Annotated in this window: 17 protein-coding genes and 1 tRNA gene; 6 read left to right on the top strand and 12 right to left on the bottom strand. The window is 63.6% G+C overall.

Annotation, left to right across the window (positions count from 1 at the left end):
- The first annotated feature begins 114 nt into the window (after positions 1-114).
- Together ppa and K288_RS0117320 are read left to right on the top strand one after the other, a co-directional pair.
- On the top strand, positions 115-642 hold the full coding sequence (gene ppa / locus K288_RS0117325; protein WP_027580689.1) for an inorganic diphosphatase: 528 nt from the start codon (positions 115-117) through the stop codon (positions 640-642).
- A gap of 204 nt (positions 643-846) precedes the next feature.
- Positions 847-2,328 (top strand): M20 family peptidase, encoded by a 1,482-nt coding sequence (locus tag K288_RS0117320; protein ID WP_027580688.1) that lies wholly within the window; start codon positions 847-849, stop codon positions 2,326-2,328.
- Positions 2,329-2,434: 106 nt separating this feature from the next.
- On the opposite strand, the gene K288_RS0117315 is transcribed toward K288_RS0117320, so the two are convergent.
- Genes K288_RS0117315 through K288_RS0117305 form a run of 3 tightly spaced genes read right to left on the bottom strand, consistent with a single transcriptional unit; the run spans position 2,435 to position 3,966 of the window.
- Positions 2,435-3,319 (bottom strand): bifunctional methylenetetrahydrofolate dehydrogenase/methenyltetrahydrofolate cyclohydrolase, encoded by an 885-nt coding sequence (locus K288_RS0117315; RefSeq protein ID WP_027580687.1) that lies wholly within the window; start codon positions 3,317-3,319, stop codon positions 2,435-2,437.
- A gap of 1 nt (position 3,320) precedes the next feature.
- Positions 3,321-3,650, bottom strand: a complete 330-nt coding sequence (locus K288_RS0117310) for a DUF167 domain-containing protein (RefSeq protein ID WP_027580686.1) — start codon at positions 3,648-3,650, stop codon at positions 3,321-3,323.
- 25 nt (positions 3,651-3,675) lie between these two features.
- The gene (locus tag K288_RS0117305; protein WP_027580685.1) at positions 3,676-3,966 is read right to left on the bottom strand and encodes a YggT family protein; all 291 of its coding nucleotides are present in this window, start codon (positions 3,964-3,966) and stop codon (positions 3,676-3,678) included.
- Between the two features lie 180 nt (positions 3,967-4,146).
- Between K288_RS0117305 and K288_RS0117300 the strand changes: the two genes are divergently transcribed.
- Positions 4,147-4,222 (top strand) — tRNA-Ala (locus tag K288_RS0117300).
- Positions 4,223-4,368: 146 nt separating this feature from the next.
- On the opposite strand, the gene K288_RS0117295 is transcribed toward K288_RS0117300, so the two are convergent.
- The 5 genes from K288_RS0117295 to K288_RS0117275 form a co-directional block, all read right to left on the bottom strand.
- Positions 4,369-5,082 (bottom strand): glutamine amidotransferase, encoded by a 714-nt coding sequence (locus K288_RS0117295; protein WP_244443169.1) that lies wholly within the window; start codon positions 5,080-5,082, stop codon positions 4,369-4,371.
- Between the two features lie 304 nt (positions 5,083-5,386).
- Positions 5,387-6,163 (bottom strand): SDR family oxidoreductase, encoded by a 777-nt coding sequence (locus K288_RS0117290; RefSeq protein WP_027580683.1) that lies wholly within the window; start codon positions 6,161-6,163, stop codon positions 5,387-5,389.
- Positions 6,164-6,393: 230 nt separating this feature from the next.
- Positions 6,394-6,897 (bottom strand): TerB family tellurite resistance protein, encoded by a 504-nt coding sequence (locus tag K288_RS0117285; protein ID WP_027580682.1) that lies wholly within the window; start codon positions 6,895-6,897, stop codon positions 6,394-6,396.
- A 152-nt stretch (positions 6,898-7,049) separates the two neighbouring features.
- The gene (locus K288_RS0117280) at positions 7,050-8,459 is read right to left on the bottom strand and encodes an adenylate/guanylate cyclase domain-containing protein (protein WP_027580681.1); all 1,410 of its coding nucleotides are present in this window, start codon (positions 8,457-8,459) and stop codon (positions 7,050-7,052) included.
- 46 nt (positions 8,460-8,505) lie between these two features.
- Entirely contained in the window at positions 8,506-9,891 is a 1,386-nt protein-coding gene (locus tag K288_RS0117275; protein ID WP_027580680.1) for a cytochrome P450, read from the bottom strand.
- A 240-nt stretch (positions 9,892-10,131) separates the two neighbouring features.
- Between K288_RS0117275 and K288_RS0117270 the strand changes: the two genes are divergently transcribed.
- Positions 10,132-11,823, top strand: coding sequence for an MFS transporter (locus tag K288_RS0117270; RefSeq protein WP_027580679.1), 1,692 nt, complete (start codon positions 10,132-10,134; stop codon positions 11,821-11,823).
- Positions 11,824-11,950: 127 nt separating this feature from the next.
- Here the strand turns inward: K288_RS0117270 and K288_RS0117265 are convergent, their stop codons facing one another.
- Both K288_RS0117265 and K288_RS0117260 read right to left on the bottom strand, forming a co-directional pair.
- Positions 11,951-12,163, bottom strand: coding sequence for a hypothetical protein (locus tag K288_RS0117265; RefSeq protein WP_027580678.1), 213 nt, complete (start codon positions 12,161-12,163; stop codon positions 11,951-11,953).
- Between the two features lie 182 nt (positions 12,164-12,345).
- Complete coding sequence (locus K288_RS0117260) at positions 12,346-12,624, bottom strand: hypothetical protein (protein ID WP_027580677.1); 279 nt, start codon at positions 12,622-12,624, stop codon at positions 12,346-12,348.
- A 204-nt stretch (positions 12,625-12,828) separates the two neighbouring features.
- Between K288_RS0117260 and K288_RS0117255 the strand changes: the two genes are divergently transcribed.
- A complete protein-coding gene (locus K288_RS0117255; RefSeq protein ID WP_027580676.1) occupies positions 12,829-13,872 on the top strand; it encodes a polysaccharide deacetylase family protein in 1,044 nt (347 codons plus the stop codon).
- Between the two features lie 302 nt (positions 13,873-14,174).
- On the opposite strand, the gene K288_RS0117250 is transcribed toward K288_RS0117255, so the two are convergent.
- A complete protein-coding gene (locus K288_RS0117250) occupies positions 14,175-14,726 on the bottom strand; it encodes a PIN domain-containing protein (protein ID WP_256378832.1) in 552 nt (183 codons plus the stop codon).
- Between the two features lie 22 nt (positions 14,727-14,748).
- Entirely contained in the window at positions 14,749-15,195 is a 447-nt protein-coding gene (locus K288_RS0117245) for a helix-turn-helix domain-containing protein (RefSeq protein WP_027580674.1), read from the bottom strand.
- 342 nt (positions 15,196-15,537) lie between these two features.
- Between K288_RS0117245 and K288_RS45780 the strand changes: the two genes are divergently transcribed.
- Positions 15,538-15,762: helix-turn-helix domain-containing protein (locus K288_RS45780; protein WP_043160095.1), on the top strand; the 225-nt coding region annotated here is incomplete at its 3' end.

The raw sequence follows: 15,762 nt of genomic DNA, 5'->3' as shown, positions 1-15,762 counted from the left end.
AAATCCATCATTCCTCCTCGAAAGTTAGATGGATGGGCGGGCCCGGCCCGCGTATGACAGCAGCAATCACGGTCCCTGCCCGGCGCACCTGCGCTGGCAATCACGGAGTTCTCTATGCGTATTGATGCGGTATCGATCGGAGTGAATCCGCCGCATGACGTCAACGTCATCATCGAAGTGCCGGTCGGCGGCGAGCCGATCAAATATGAAATGGACAAGGAAGCCGGCACACTGGTGGTCGACCGCTTCCTCTATACGCCGATGCGCTATCCCGGCAATTACGGCTTCATCCCGCACACGCTGTCCGACGACGGCGACCCCTGCGACGTCCTGATCGTCAACACCCGCGCCATCGTGCCAGGTGCGGTGATGAGCGTGCGCCCGGTCGGCGTGCTGCTGATGGAGGACGAGGCGGGCGGCGACGAGAAGATCCTCGCAGTGCCCTCGTCGAAGCTCACCCAGCGCTACGACAAGGTGAAGACCTATAGCGACCTTCCCCAGATCACGCTGGACCAGATCCAGCACTTCTTCGAGCACTACAAGGATCTCGAGAAGAACAAATGGGTGAAAGTGCTGCGCTGGGGCGATGCCGATGAAGCGCGCAGGCTGATCACCGAAGCGATCGCACGCGCGAAGAAATAGCTGGAGCGTTTTCGAGCGAAGCGGATACCGGTTCGCACAGCAATCAAGTTTACGCAGATTGCGTAGACTTATCTGCGCAGAAAACGCGTCAAGAACAAGAATCTAGAGCTTCGGTTCTGATTCAATCAGGACCAAATAGGCTCTAGCGCGTCCCGAACGCGCAGTGCGGCGCCTCCGGGACACGGGAGTGTCAAGGGGGAACGATTGCGCAGGCTGATCAAGATCATCGGCAAGGCCCTGCTGCTCCTGCTTGCAGCGGCAGTCGTCATTGCCGGTGTGGTCGCCTTCAACGTCTTCAGCCGCGGCTCGCGGCAGCTCCAGGTCGCGGCCATCCCGCGCGCGGCCGTTGATGCGGAAGCCGCCGCCGCCCGACTGGCCGAGGCGATCCGCTTCAAGACGATCTCGAGCTTCGAAAAGCCAGAGCAGCATGCCGTGGCGCTGCGCGGCATGCAGGCGCATATCGAGAAGAGCTTCCCGGCGTTTCATGCCGCGGCTAAGCGCGAGGTCATCGCCGGCCTGAGCCTGCTCTACACCTGGGAAGGCAGCGATCCGCGGGCACGGCCGATCGCCCTGCTCGCGCATCAGGACGTGGTGCCGGTCGCGCCAGGCACCGACAAGGACTGGCAGCAACCGCCCTATGACGGCGTGATTGCCGACGGATTCATCTGGGGTCGCGGCTCCTGGGACGACAAGGGCAACCTCTATTCGATGCTGGAGGCCGCGGAGGCGCTGGCGAAAGCTGGTTTTCACCCGAAGCGGACGATCTATTTGGCCTTCGGCCATGATGAGGAGGTCGCGGGCACGCGCGGCGCCAAGGCGATCGCCGCGACACTCGGCTCGCGCGGGATCAAGCTCGACTTCGTGCTCGACGAAGGCCTGTTGATCACCGACGGCATCATGAAGGGGCTTGCCAAGCCGGCTGCCCTGATCGGCGTCGCAGAAAAAGGCTATGCCACGCTGGTGCTATCGGCGCAGGCGACGCCCGGTCACTCCTCGATGCCGCCGCGCGAGACCGCGATCGGCATGATGAGCGCGGCGCTCACAAGGCTCGAGGATCACCGCCTGCCGATGCAGATCCGCGCCACGGTGTCGGAGATGTTCGACACGCTGGCGCCCGAGATGAGCGGCGTCAACCGCGTGATCCTGTCGAATATCTGGCTGTTCAAGCCGCTGCTCTTGCGCGAATTCGCGAAGACCGGACCGACGGAAGCGATGGTCCGTACCACCACCGCGCTCACCATCTTCAACGCCGGTGACAAGGACAATGTGCTGCCCGGCCGCGCCGAGGCGACCGTCAATTTCCGCCTGCTTCCCGGCGACACCAAGGCGAGCGTGACCGATCATGTCCGCACCACCGTCGGCAATGATCGCATCTCGATCAAGCCGTTTCCCGGCAATACCGATCCGCCGCTGGCGACTGCCACGGCCGGCGCGTCCTACCAGACGCTGAACCGCACCATCCGCGAGATCTATCCGGACGTCATCGTCGCGCCCGGCCTGATGATCGCCGCGACCGACTCGCGGCACTATGCCGGGATCACCGACAACATCTTCCGCTTCTCCCCGGTGCGCGCCAACAGCGAGGACCTGAAGCGCTTCCATGGCACCAACGAACGCCTCAGCATCGAGGGCTATGCCGACATGATCCGATTCTATCGGCGGTTCATCGAGAACAGCGCGGGGTGACGCGAAACCCCCGTAGCCCGGGTGAAGCGTAGCGCAACCCGGGACATCTGTATCAACGTTGGGATCGGCCCCCGGGTTACGCTGGCGCTCCACCCGGGCTACGGCCTCAAACCCCCGGCGCAGGCAGGCCGGCGATCGCGCAGGCGGCGCGCAGCGTGTTCACCAGGAGGCAGGCCACCGTCATCTGCCCGACGCCACCAGGCACCGGCGTGATCGCGCCGGCGACGTTGAGCGCCTCCTGATAGGCGACGTCGCCGACCAGCCGCGGCTTGCCGCCTTCTACCGGAATGCGGTTGATGCCGACATCGATCACGGTCGCGCCCGGCTTGATCCAGTCGCCGCGCACCATCTCCGGCCTGCCGACCGCCGCATAGAGCAGGTCGGCGCCGGCGGCGAGCTTCGGCAGGTCGCGCGAGCGCGAATGCGCGATCGTCACCGTCGCGTTCTCGTTCAACAGCAACTGCACCAGCGGACGGCCGACCAGATTGGACCGTCCGATCACCAGCGCATTCATGCCTTCGAGCGAGGCATGCACGCTCTTGGTCAGGATGATGCAGCCGAGCGGCGTGCAGGGCGCCAGTGCGGCAAAGCCGCCGGCGAGCCGCCCGGCATTGTTCGGATGCAGGCCATCGACATCCTTGGCCGGATCGATGGCATTGATGATGGTTTCGGTGTGAATGGATTTCGGCAGCGGCAGTTGCACCAGGATGCCGTGCACCGCCGGGTCGCGGTTGAGCTTGCCGATCAGCGCCAGCAGATCGGCCTCTGCGACATCGGCCGGCAGCTTGTGCTCGAACGAGGCCATGCCGGCGGCCTGCGTCTGCGTGTGCTTGCTGCGAACATAGACTTCGCTTGCGGGATCATTGCCGACCAGGACCACTGCCAGCCCCGGCACGAGCCCGTGCTCGCGCTTGACGCGGGCAACTTCTCCCGCCACGCGGGCGCGGAGGTCGGCTGCAATGGCTTTTCCGTCGATGATGTGAGCCGTCATCTCAATCCTTCGCTTTGGTCGCGGTCAGCTGGCGCAAGGTGTCGCCGAGCTGTCGCGGATCACCATCGATCGCCACCTGTTTGAGCCGCGACGTGGCGCCCGAGAGGATCTTCACGCGCCCCTTCGGCACGCCCAGCGCCTTGGCAAGCAGTTCCGTCACCGCCCGATTGGCCTCGCCGCCGTCGGCGATGGCGCGGACCCGGACCTTCACCACGCTGCGGCCGTCTGACAGCGTCTCGATGCCATCGATGTCGTCGCGGCCGCCCCGGGGCGTCACGCGCAGTGCGACGCTGATGCCAGCGGTGGAATAGCGCCAGGGAAGCTGTGTCAAGGATCGGTCACTGGCCGAAGGGCGCTCAGATCACGTTCGGGTAGACGTAGTACATGATCACCCGCTCGATGAACATGATCAGCAGGATCACGATGATCGGCGAGATATCGAGCCCGCCCAGGTTCGGCATGATGTTCCGGATCGGCGCCAGCACCGGTTCCGTGATCCGGTACAGGAACTCAGCCACCGCTGACACGAACTGGTTGCGCGTGTTGACGACGTTGAACGCGACCAGCCACGACAGGATGGCAGCGGCGATCAGGAGCCAGACATAGAGGTCAAGAACAATGATAACGATGTCGAGGACGGCGCGCATGTGGAGGGGGCTCGCGGGTGGGACAACGAGCTAAATATCGGTTCGCCCCTGCACAAACAAGGGAACTTCCGGGCCGATCGCGCCAAAAACCCCGCGTTTACTGTTCTTGACTTGGGCTCGGACGGGACGGTAAATGGCGCCGATTGCCGGCCGAACTGCTCAGCACGGACCGGTCTGGACGGGGCCATAGCTCAGCTGGGAGAGCGCATCGTTCGCAATGATGAGGTCGGCGGTTCGATCCCGCCTGGCTCCACCACGCTTCGCCCTTCGGGCTACGCGTGGCGCAGCCGCGCAGAGCCCGAGGGGCGAAGCGTGGTGCCCGGCATAGCCCGAAGGGCGACGACGGGCTAATCTCCACAAATCATATCGCCTAGCGGTGCAGCATTCGCGCGAACCACCCCCCTACTCCGCCGCCTCCGACATCACCGCCATCGGCACGCGCGCGAGCCAGTCATCCATGAAATGCTTCAGCCACGCCCGCTCGATCGCGTCGTAGACGGCGCGGTCGGCAAAATGCTGATGGCGTGGGCGTGCGCCGGGCGAATCCAGGCGGTCGCAGCCGCGCGTGGTCCAGCAATGCATCATCGCGTAGGTGACGTCAGGGTGGAACTGCAGACCGAAGGCGTGTCCGTATCTGAACGCCTGCACCGGAAAATCGTCGCCCTCGGCCAGAAGCTCGGCGCCGTCAGGCAGTTCGAATCCCTCGCCGTGCCAGTGATACACTTGCCGCGGCCAATAGGGGCAAAGCGCGCGGCCTGCTTCGGTCGGGCGGATCGGATAATAGCCGATCTCGGCGCGACCTTCCGGGTGCGGCGCGACCGTTGCGCCGAGTTGCTTGGCGAGCATCTGGGCCCCTAAGCAGATGCCGAGAAACGGCCGTTGCTCGCGCAGCGGAATCTCGATCCAGTCGATCTCCCGCCGCACAAAATCATCGCCATCATTGGCGCTCATCGGGCCGCCGAAGACGATGGCGCCGGCATGTTCGTCCAATGTCTCGGGAAGCGCATCGCCAAACCGCGGGCGGCGGATATCCAGGGGATGGCCCAGCGCACGCAAGGCGTTGCCGACACGGCCAGGCTTGGACGTCTCCTGGTGCAGGACGATCAGGACCGGCAGCAGGGAGGCAGGCCCGGTTGGGGTGACGTCCGCGCGCCCGCCGCCGCGGAAAGGCAGCACGACATTGGTTTTTTCAGACCGTGACGACATCGACCTCAGGCGGCATGCAGCAAACGGGCAGCATGCCTAAGTGGTTCTTAATTTCGGGTGAGCTCACGCCAACTCATCGAAAATTTGTAAGCAAATCGCGGGCCAGATGAGAGCGCTTTCGAGCGAAGCATGCCCTCGGACTTGATCCGAGGGTGGACACCGGTTCGCATGAAGAAAACGCGTCAAGACGAGAATCCAGCGCCCTCGATCCGCGTCAGCGCCGACGCAGCTGGAAGCCGCCGACCGCCGTCAGGATGAACGAGCGCGGGAAGAACCTGAGCAGGAGCGGCACCGCCTTGATCAAGCCGGGCAGCACCGCGCGCTTGTTCGCCATCAAGCCGCGATAGGCCTGCCGCGCGACCTCTGCCGCCGAAACGTTGAGGATGGCGGAATCAAATCCCGGCGCGAACCCGGCGCGGGCCTGGAATTCCGTCAGCACCGGCCCCGGACAGAGCAGGGTGACACGGACGCCGTGCGGCTCGAGCTCCTTACGCAGCGCCTCCGTGAACGACAGCACATAGGCCTTGGAGGCGTAATAGACCGCCATGCCCGGCCCCGGCAGGAAGCCGGCGATCGAGCCGACATTGAGGATGCCGCCACGATTTCGGATCACCGAATCGGTAAATCGCAGCGACAGGTCGGTCAGCGCGCGGATGTTGACGTTGATGATGTTGAGCTGGTCGACGCGGTCGCGCTTGTTCGCATAGCCGAACACGCCGAAGCCGGCATTGTTCACCATATATTCGACCTCGACACCGGCCTCGGCCAGCGCGGCAGCGATCTTGTCGCCGGCATCTGACTGTTCGAGGTCGCAGGGAATCACGATCGGCGCCGCGCCGCCCTTGGCGGTGATTTCACTGGCGAGCGCCGTGAGGCGATCGGCGCGGCGCGCCACCAACGCCACGCGGTGACCGTTGGATGCGAAAACGCGCGCCAGCTCGGTGCCTATACCCGCTGATGCACCGGTAATCAGCGTCACACACTCGGTCACGATCGAATGCTCTTAATCAATCACAGGGCCCGTTACGAACGGCCGGACGAGAGCATAGGCTTATGGTCCGGCGCAAGCCACACGCGGGAATATCCGCATGCAGCGCCGGTCTTGGTCGCGACGGGAATGCTTCATTTTGAGGCTTATCGCACAGACCGGGCCGGTTGTGCGATATACATTAAAGTTTCGTCATCTGCACGGCATAGCGAACAGCCCGCGAACGCCGCGCGTCAGATTGCCGCGTCCGCAACGCCCCAGGGACCGCGGGGCAGGCTCGCCTGTTTCTCGGCCACGCGGCGCTTGAGATCGATGCGATCGCGCGAGGAGACACCAAGCAGGTCCGCCGCGCGCCACACCACGTTGTCCTCGAACTCGCTGACCTGGCCATCGGCATAGACCAGTTCCCACATCATCTCGACGATGCGCAGACGCCCTTCCTCGTTCACCTGCCGCATGATGACGCTGGTGAAATGATAGAGATCCACCGCCTCGCCTTCGATCCGCGTTGCGGAAGCGATCAATTTGTCGGCGGTGCCGCGATCGAGTCCAAAGCGGCTTTCGATCAGGCTGTGCAATTTGCGCGTCTCGTTCGCGCTCGGCTCGCCGTCGATCGAGACGACGTGGACCAGCAGCGCGGTGGCAGCAAGACGATAATCATTGTCGTCGAACGCGCGATCCGCTTGCGCGTCGGTCGACACAATATCGGCAATGAACTGGCGAAGTCCGTCAAGCATCAACGCCTCTATCGATTGACAGTGTACGGGAGGTATATGGCGCGTAAACCCAACCCGCGCAATCGCGCCGGTTCTGCCGCCTGCATTACGTTTAGGCAATCTGGGCGCCGGTAAGGCCGATTTCGCTCGCAAATGACGCTTAAACCAGCCGCTCAAGGTATCTCGTACACCACCATCTTGTCGGCGATGCCGCGCAGCGCCGCTTCCTTCTGGATCGGCCGGATCTCCGCGTTCCTTAGAATGGAAAGCACTTCCGGCGAATCGATCACCGGCGCAGTGATGTGAATTTCCTGCTGGGTCGACAGGCTCTGCACACGCGCGGCGATATTGACAGTCTGGCCGAAATAATCCTGGCGCTCGTTGAGCATCACCGCGAGGCACGGGCCCTCGTGAATCCCGATCTTGACGATCAGGTCCTCCCTGCCGCGTTCGTCGTTGAGCTTCTTCATCGCCGCGCGCATGCGCAGGCCGGCAGCAAGCGCATGTTCAGGCTTGATGAAGGTCGCCATGACAGCATCGCCGATAGTCTTCACGACCGCGCCGTGCTCGGAAGCGATGATCTCGAGCAGCGCATGGAAATGCGCACGCACAAGATCGAAGGCGGCGAGATCACCGACCCGCTCATAGAGCGCGGTCGAACCCTTGAGATCAGTGAACAGGAAGGTCAGCGAGGTGATCTTCAGCCGCTGGTCGACATTGAGATTGTCGGCCTTGAAGACGTCACGGAAGGTCTGGTTGCTCAGCATCCGCTTCGCAGTGAGGATCGGCTTGCGCCTGCCCAGCATCTCGTGCAGAGCGTCGCCGGCGATCCAGACCGATGGCAGTACGCGGACGCCGGCCTGATTTTCCAGCGAAAGTCGCAATGGCCCTGGCCGCAGCACCGTCGTGCCGGTCGGCGCCTGCAGCTTGTTGTAGACGATTGAAAGCTGCTGGCGCTCGGTGGTCGGCTCGCCTTGAATGTCAAGGAAGTGGGCCGAATGCGTCACCGGCTCGAACACGATGATGTACTGGTTAGGCAAGTTCAGCGACAGGATCGCCTTCTCGCCAGGAGGCATTTCGAGCGCTTCCAGCGTGGCTTCATTGATCAGCCGTGAAAACGATTCGTCGTTGAGGTCGACGCCGGAGCTCCAGAACATCTGCCGCACATATTCCCAGATCGGCAGCGTGTTGGGATCATGCGCGCCGATGCGGCGGACTCGCGGGCTGACGGTGAAGGCGACTTCGACCATTTCGTCGACCGAAGCCTCATAGCCGGCAGCGCAAAGCGCACAATTATAGTCGTCGTGACGCAACGATTTCAGCGTCGAGTGCGCATCGAGCACCCCGCCACAGCCAGGACACAGCACGTTCCAGCTCATGTCGAACAGGCCGAGCCGTGACGCGTGCAGAAAACCGGAAATGGTCCTTTCCTCGTCGAGCCCGGTACGCCTGGCGAAGTCCAGCGGATTGATACGGTTGAGATCGCGATCTTGGCCATCGGCAATCAGCCGCGCGATTTCGTCGACGACGGCCGGATCGGCCGTTTGTTTCAACACTGCAAACTGGGCCTGGGAATCGCTCATGGCGGAACCTTAAATGAGATGACCCGCGCCGAAACGCAAGGCCGGACTACCGCGGCGTGATCCTGAACATCGGCGAGTGGTCGGGCTGGGTTGTCACCACCCCGACCGGCATGACCGGCCGCTTGTCGACCAGCGAGACGCGGAAGGCGCCGATCAGTTTCGCCAGCGCCAGCGTCGCCTCGACCAGCGCGAAATGCGCGCCGATGCAGACCCGCGCGCCGACGCCGAACGGGAGATAGGCAAAGGGATCGGGCGGCGTGCCGGTCATGAACCGCGACGGCACGAACGCCGCCGGATCGTGCCAGAGCTTCTCATGCCGGTGCAGCAGCCATGGCGCGATCATCACCACGTCATGCTTCTTCACGGGCATATCAGCGATCGTATCCGCCCCCGCCGCGGCGCGCGCGATCAGGAAAGCGGGCGGATAGAGCCGCATCGTCTCGTCGATGACGGCGCGGGTGAATTTCAGCCGCTCTATCTCGAGCCTGCCACCAGCGGCCACCGCCTTCACCTCGGCGGCGAGATCTTCCTGCGTCGCCGGATCGAGCGAAAGCAGATAGAGCGCCCAGAACAGCGCGGTCGCCGTCGTCTCATGGCCGGCAAGGATCATGGTCGCGATCTCGTCGCCGAGCTGAGCGTCGGTGAAGGCCTGCCCGGTCTCGGGGTCGCGCGCCGCGACCATGAGGTCGAACAGATCGCGCGGCGGCGCATCGCTCGTCTTGCCGGCGGCGCGGCGCTCCGCCATCAGCATGTTGACGAACGCGGTCCAGCGCTTGCGGAAGCGGGCGCGTGCCAGATCCTGCGGGCTCGGCCAGCTCAACGGCAGCAGCATGTCGAGGAAGCGCGGCCGCGCCAGCCGCGCGCCATATTCCATGACGAAATCGCGCAAGGTGCCGCCATGGCGATCCATGCCGAACGAGAACATGGTGCGGCCGGCGATCTCGAGCGTCATCCGCTGCATCGTCTCGCGAAGGTCCACCGGACCATGGCTCGCGGCCTTGAGCTTTCCAATGGTCTCGTCGGTCACCGCGATCATGTGCGGCACCAATGTCGTGATCGCACGCGGCGTGAAGGCCGGCGCGAGCGTGCGGCGCTGATGTTTCCAGGCACGGCCCTCGGCGATCAGAAGGCCTTCGCCGAGCATTGGGCGCAACACCCGGAAGGCGGCCGGCGTGCGCGTATAATTCTCGTAATTGTCGACCAGCACATGCCTGATGGCATCGGGCGTGTTGAGGATGAAGCTGCTGCGGCCGAAAAAGCGGCCGCGGACGATCTCCTCCTCATAGGCGCGCTGGCTCCAGCTTGCGATCGGACTGCGGCTGATCAGCGTCATGCGCCTGAAGGCGGACAGGTCGTCGGGCGCGCGCGGCGGACATGGCGGAACCAGCCGCTTCCGAGCCACCGGCAGGTCGTAGACTTCGGCTATGCTCATGGTGCTTGCTCCAGTCTCGATCCGGCCAGTCTACGCTTTCCATCCGGGGGTGATGAAGGCGAAAAAGCGCCGTTTGGAAGAGGTTCGTCCGAACGCGCGCATTTGTTACCCCGCCCCGCTCCTCAAGCTCCCAAACCGTGTTTTTGCGGAACGGAAATGACAGCATGACGGCTGGACAATGCAGGCGTTTGACGGGCATCACTCCGCTACCGGAATCAGGCAGAGGACCACGGAACCACCATGACAACATCGCCGCGACGCTCGAGCCCTGCCGCCGACGGCATCTTGGCGCCGCTGAGGCATCCGGTGTTCCGGCGAATCTGGCTGGCGAGCCTGCTCTCCAACCTCGGGATCCTGATCCAGGGGGTCGGTGCCGCCTGGGCGATGACGCAGATGACATCTGCGGCCGACAAGGTGGCGCTGGTGCAGACTGCCCTGATGCTGCCGGTGATGCTGATCTCGATGCCGGCCGGCGCCATTGCCGACATGCACGACCGCCGGGTCGTGGCCATGGTGTCGCTTCTGATCGCGCTGGTCGGCGCCACCGTCCTGACCGCGCTGGCGTGGTTCGACCTGGTGACACCCAATATTCTGCTTGCGCTCTGTTTTGTCGTTGGCAGCGGCATGGCGCTGTTCGGCCCGGCCTGGCAGTCCTCGGTCAGCGAGCAGGTGCCGCCCGAAACGCTGCCGGCCGCGGTGGCGCTCAACGGCATCAGCTACAACATCGCCCGCAGCTTCGGGCCGGCGATCGGCGGCATCGTGGTCGCGATCGCGGGCGCGGTGGCCGCCTTCGCGCTCAATGCCCTGTTCTATCTGCCGCTGCTGATCGTGCTGTTCCTCTGGGACCGCGTCAGTGAGCCGTCGCGGCTGCCGCGCGAGCGGCTCAACCGCGCCATCGTCTCGGGCGTGCGCTACATCAACCATTCGCCGTCGATCAAGATCGTGCTGACGCGGACGCTGGTCACCGGCATCATCGGCGGCTCGGTCTCCGCGCTGATGCCGCTGGTGGCGCGCGACCTCCTGCATGGCGGCGCGCAGACCTACGGCATCATGCTCGGCGCCTTCGGCATGGGCGCGGTGCTCGGCGCCCTCAATATCGGCGAGGTACGCAAGCGGATGAGCGGCGAGGCCGCGGTGCGCGTCTGCGCGATCTCGATGGCGGGCGCAATCGCCGCGGTCGCGATCAGCAAGCAGCCGGTGGTGACGGCGGCAGCGCTGGTGCTGGCCGGCGCGGTCTGGATGCTGGCGATCGCGCTGTTCAATATCGGCGTACAGCTCTCGGCGCCGCGCTGGGTCGCCGGCCGCTCGCTGGCAGCGTTCCAGGCCGCGATCGCGGGTGGGATCGCGATCGGAAGCTGGGGCTGGGGCCGCCTCACCGATAGCGCCGGCGTCGAAGTCGCGCTGCTGGTCTCCGCCGCCCTGATGCTGCTATCTCCATTGCTCGGACTATGGCTGAGGATGCCCCCGGTCGGCGCCCGCAACGAGGACGCCACCGAGGCGCTTGCCGATCCCGAGGTTCGCCTGTCGCTCACTCCGCGCAGCGGGCCGCTGGTGGTCGAGATCGAATACCGCGTCGCGCAGGACAACGCGCGCGCCTTCCACAATGTGATGCAGGACGTGCAGCTCAGCCGGCAGCGCAACGGCGCCTATGGCTGGTCGATCGCGCGCGACATCGCCGATCCCGAATTGTGGACCGAGCGCTATCACTGCCCGACCTGGCTCGATTACCTGCGCCAGCGCAACCGCGCCACCCAATCCGAGCGCGAACTGCATCTGAAGGCGATCGCCTTCCATCTCGGCCCCGAACCGATCCGCGTGCGCCGCATGCTGGAGCGCCCGTTCGGCTCGGTGCGCTGGAAGGACGAGACGCCCGACCCCGGAGCCACCGAAGTATTGCCCGTCGTCGCGACGGCGGCCGGGAGCAGCACCTGAGTCCGTCCCCTGGTCCGTCGTAGCCCGGGTGAAGCGGAAGCGTAACCCGGGACCCGCAGGCGGACGTTGATACGCCTGTCCCGGGTTACGCGTTCCGCTCCACCCGGGCTACGAACTTTCGGCTCTGCTACTGCCCGTGCGTGGTCAGCGTCTGCTGGCACGTCCTGGTGAGCCGGCCGCGGTGCTCCTTCAGGCAGGCCAGCACCGCCTGATCGCCCTGGTCGAGATATTTCCGGCAGAACCGCGACGCGTCGCGCGTACACGCTTCCCGCCCCTGTTGCTGCGCCGACGCCGCGGACGCCGCCACAAGCAGCGGAATGACGAACAGCAATCTGGTCATTTCTCAAAGCCTTCGTATTGGCAACAGGCGGGGGGACAACGGCGTTCTATAATTGTTACCGCACACTGAAGAAGGTTCAAACGACGGCACCCACAGCTCGGTTCCGGCCTAACGTCGCAGCGAACGGAAACGTCTGCGCTGCACCGCCGCAAGCATCTCGCGAGCTGGCTCGCGTGTGCGAATTACTGCACAGCGACCTTCCCGCCGCCCTTGGCAAGATCGCGATCCATCACCGCACGGCAACCGCCGGAGAGCTCGGAGCGGTGCCTGTACATGCAGGCGGTGATCTTCGGGACATCAGGGATTTCCGCGCTGCACAGGCGGAAGGCATCGCCCGTGCACATCTGCTGCGCCTCGGAGCTGAAGGCAAGACTTGCCGAGGAGGACAGGGCGGAGATCGAGACGGCAAGGGCCAGCACCAAACTGACCTTGCGAACGGCATTGGTGATCGAAACGGTCATTGTCGGCTCCCATTGGCGCCGCGACGGCGGGCGCGTTGATGTTCCGATCATCCGCATGGGCGGGCGGACCGACTGTGATGGCCATCACGCAGAACAAGGGCTTAATTTTCTTCGTCAAAGTGACGCGCGTTGGGATCGCGTTAAGACCTCGTTGGCACTAATGGCTCGTTACGAGCGAGCCCCGAGTTTCCCAAGAGAGTAGCGATGCGTAATCCGATAGGCCTGATGCTGGCCGTTGTTGTTGCGGCGGTCGTGATCGCCGGAGTGTGGTTCTGGACTGCTGCGCCGCGGGCCGATGCTGCCCCGCCGCAAACCATCGCCGCCCGGTCAGCGGACTCTCTGCCGCCGGCCGCCGCGAAATCGGCCGCAAAGGACGATGTGGAGACCACCGCCGCGGTGTCGCAGCCGGTGGCTGCCGCTCCGGCGCTGGCGCCTGCTCCCGCACCGATGCAGGCGAAATCGACCTGTGCCAATCCCGATGCGCTCGGCGTCAGCCGCACCGTCGTCATCGACACCACGGGCGGACCGGGCTTCGGCTTCCTGCAGTACAAGCAGTTCGACTTCCTGACCGACAAGGAGGTCGTGCTGACCTTCGACGACGGTCCGTGGCCGACCACGCCGGCGGTGCTGAAGGCGCTGGCCGACGAATGCACCAAAGCGGTGTTCTTCCCGATCGGCCTGCACACCACCTATCATCCCGAGATCCTGAAGCAGGTCGCCGCCGCCGGCCACACGATCGGCGCCCACACCTGGTCGCACGCGCATCTCGACAGCAAGAAGCTGACGGAGCAGCAGGCCAAGGACGAGATCGAGAAGGGATTCAGCGCCGTGAAGATGGCGCTCGGCACCGCACCCTCGCCGTTCTTCCGCTTCCCGGCGCTCGCCCACACCCAGGCGACCCTCGCCCATCTGGAGAGCCGGAACATTGCGAGGTTCTCCGTCGACATCGACTCCCTGGACTTCAAGTCCAGCTCGCCTGACCAGGTGATCCAGACCGTCATGACCAAGCTGGACAAGCAGGGCAAGGGCATCATCCTGATGCACGACCTGCAGAAGCACACCGCGCAGGCCCTGCCGACGCTGCTGCGTCGCCTCAAGGCCGGCGGCTACAAGGTGGTCCAGATGAAGGCCAAGGAGCCGCTGGAAACCCTGCCCGAATACGACGCCCTCATGGTCAAGGACATGAAGGTCCCGGCGGTGAGCGCGCGACCGCTATCGAGCGTGGTACAGACCGTTTCGCAGCAGTAATGCTGCCTGCCTCTCTTGAAACGAAACGCGCCCCCGGATGACTCCCGGGGGCGCGTTTCGTTTTGCGACATCACCAATAGATTCCGTGCCGGTGCAACTGGCTGATGCGTTGTTCGGTCCAGTAGCGTTTGGCGCCGCAGCTTTTCGGTCTTAGTGGGTGACACCGTCTTCGCCGCGAACTTTGGTCCCACGGAGCGTGTGCGCGCCGCGTTGTCTCGAAGCGCATGCTCAGGAGGAAGCCGAAGCCGCATAGACCGCCGCGCACCGCAAGAAGAAAAGCCCAAAGCGCCGATCCGAAGGGCTTAGATGATCTCTGCGTAATCTCGAAGGTGGGCCACCGCCTGCGGCAGTCCGCATCTCTCAAGAGCCAAGAGATACTGGTCGGCGGTTCTGGGGTTTTTCTTGAGCCTCAGCCTACAGCGGCGCGCTGCGTTCAGAACGGCGGCTTCGTTGAGACCAAATTGGTGCACCACAAAGTCATCGGGATGCTGCGGCTCTATGTGATGCGCCGCGAGCTTTTCGGCCGGGAAGTCTTTCAGATTGAAGGTTATGATTGCGTCGGCGTTGCAATGAATCCCGGCTGCCAGAACGTGACGATCTCCCTCGTCGGGGAGATCGACCGCCGCAATAATGGCTTCGTATCCGGACACCAAGCAGTCAGGAACAGCGCTGTCCATAAGGGATCGCGTTAGCGCAAGCTTTTCCGGGTCAAGATCAGGGCGATTTTGGAGCAGATTTGAAATCCACTCATCGTGGATTTTGTCTGTCCACTTGGCACGAAAAAGCCCCATGGATGCGGTCTCTAATAGAAGATCGCGCAAGGGGGCTGGGTATAGTGTGCAGGCATCGAGAATGACGGTGTAGCGAGAGTGATGGCTAATAGCCCATATCCTCTTCTTCGGCCTGGGCCGCTAGCTCTTCCATGATCTCGCGTCGCCGTTTCTCAGATGAAGCCTTGTAGTCAGCCAAATCCTGGAATCGGATACGTCGATGTGTCCCGACCTTATGGAAGGGTATCTTCTCATCTTCCAGAAGACCGACGAGATGCGGTCTGGAAACGTTCAGGTAGTCGGCGGCCTCCTGAGTAGAAAGGATCGCGTGGATAGGAATGATCGTGACCGCATTGCCCTGAGCCATCTCGGTGAGGAGATGGGCAATCAGTCGCGTTGCCGACTTTGGCAAAACCAATTCCTGACCATCATCCAGCCTCACTTTGAGTTCCGTCGGCTGTTTCGTCGCAATGGCTCGCGAAGCTTCCTGCGCAAGCGCGGAATCTTCCTTTGAAGGAAGCGTGGTTGACCTCTCTAAAATCTGCGTGCTCATCGTGCCTACTCCCCTAAGGTGGGGATGTAATCCTGCTCGCGGTTAAACGCAATAAACGAAACGAGCGAACAATGCGCTAGGTTTCAAGTCAGTATGTTTTTCTATTTTAGGCGCTTCCTGCGATGATTCTTGGAGTAAAATTCTAGTTGCGGCCTTCCTCCGGATGAAGGAACGGAACCGACGAGGCAGTTGCGTCGTGGTTCGCCATTGATCTTCGGATCGGAATGAAACTGGCGCTTGAGCGGCCCGAGACATAGGTGACAGGTCGTACCGGACACATGGGTTACACTTTTCGCTTTTTTGGGGCGGGAGGTGTGGATGCCGTGGAGAGCGAGTTCGGTGATGGAAGAACGCCTGCGCTTTGTCGCCCGCCTGCTGGATGGGGAGGCCATGACGGATGTGTGCCGGGAGTTCGGCATCTCCCGCAAGACCGGCTACAAGATTTTCGACCGCTACAAAGAGCATGGCCTCGAAGCGCTGAGCGACCGCTCCAGGCGGCCGGTCCGCTACGCCAACCAGCTGCCGGCCCAGATCGAGACCCTGATTGTCCGCCTGAAGGCCGACAAG

The sequence above is a fragment of the Bradyrhizobium sp. Ai1a-2 genome (genome assembly GCF_000426245.1).
Lineage (GTDB): Bacteria > Pseudomonadota > Alphaproteobacteria > Rhizobiales > Xanthobacteraceae > Bradyrhizobium.
Note: the sequence above shows the minus strand (reverse complement) of the source record. Positions and strands in the feature narration are given on the sequence as shown.

Coding starts and splice junctions, on each gene's coding strand:
- ppa (WP_027580689.1), top strand. CDS start 115: ATGCGTATTGATGCGGTATCGATCGGAGTGAATCCGCCGCATGACGTC.
- K288_RS0117315 (WP_027580687.1), bottom strand. CDS start 3,319: ATGACGGCTCACATCATCGACGGAAAAGCCATTGCAGCCGACCTCCGC.
- K288_RS0117305 (WP_027580685.1), bottom strand. CDS start 3,966: ATGCGCGCCGTCCTCGACATCGTTATCATTGTTCTTGACCTCTATGTC.
- K288_RS0117285 (WP_027580682.1), bottom strand. CDS start 6,897: ATGCTTGACGGACTTCGCCAGTTCATTGCCGATATTGTGTCGACCGAC.
- K288_RS0117280 (WP_027580681.1), bottom strand. CDS start 8,459: ATGAGCGATTCCCAGGCCCAGTTTGCAGTGTTGAAACAAACGGCCGAT.
- K288_RS0117275 (WP_027580680.1), bottom strand. CDS start 9,891: ATGAGCATAGCCGAAGTCTACGACCTGCCGGTGGCTCGGAAGCGGCTG.
- K288_RS0117270 (WP_027580679.1), top strand. CDS start 10,132: ATGACAACATCGCCGCGACGCTCGAGCCCTGCCGCCGACGGCATCTTG.
- K288_RS0117265 (WP_027580678.1), bottom strand. CDS start 12,163: ATGACCAGATTGCTGTTCGTCATTCCGCTGCTTGTGGCGGCGTCCGCG.
- K288_RS0117260 (WP_027580677.1), bottom strand. CDS start 12,624: ATGACCGTTTCGATCACCAATGCCGTTCGCAAGGTCAGTTTGGTGCTG.
- K288_RS0117255 (WP_027580676.1), top strand. CDS start 12,829: ATGCGTAATCCGATAGGCCTGATGCTGGCCGTTGTTGTTGCGGCGGTC.
- K288_RS0117245 (WP_027580674.1), bottom strand. CDS start 15,195: ATGAGCACGCAGATTTTAGAGAGGTCAACCACGCTTCCTTCAAAGGAA.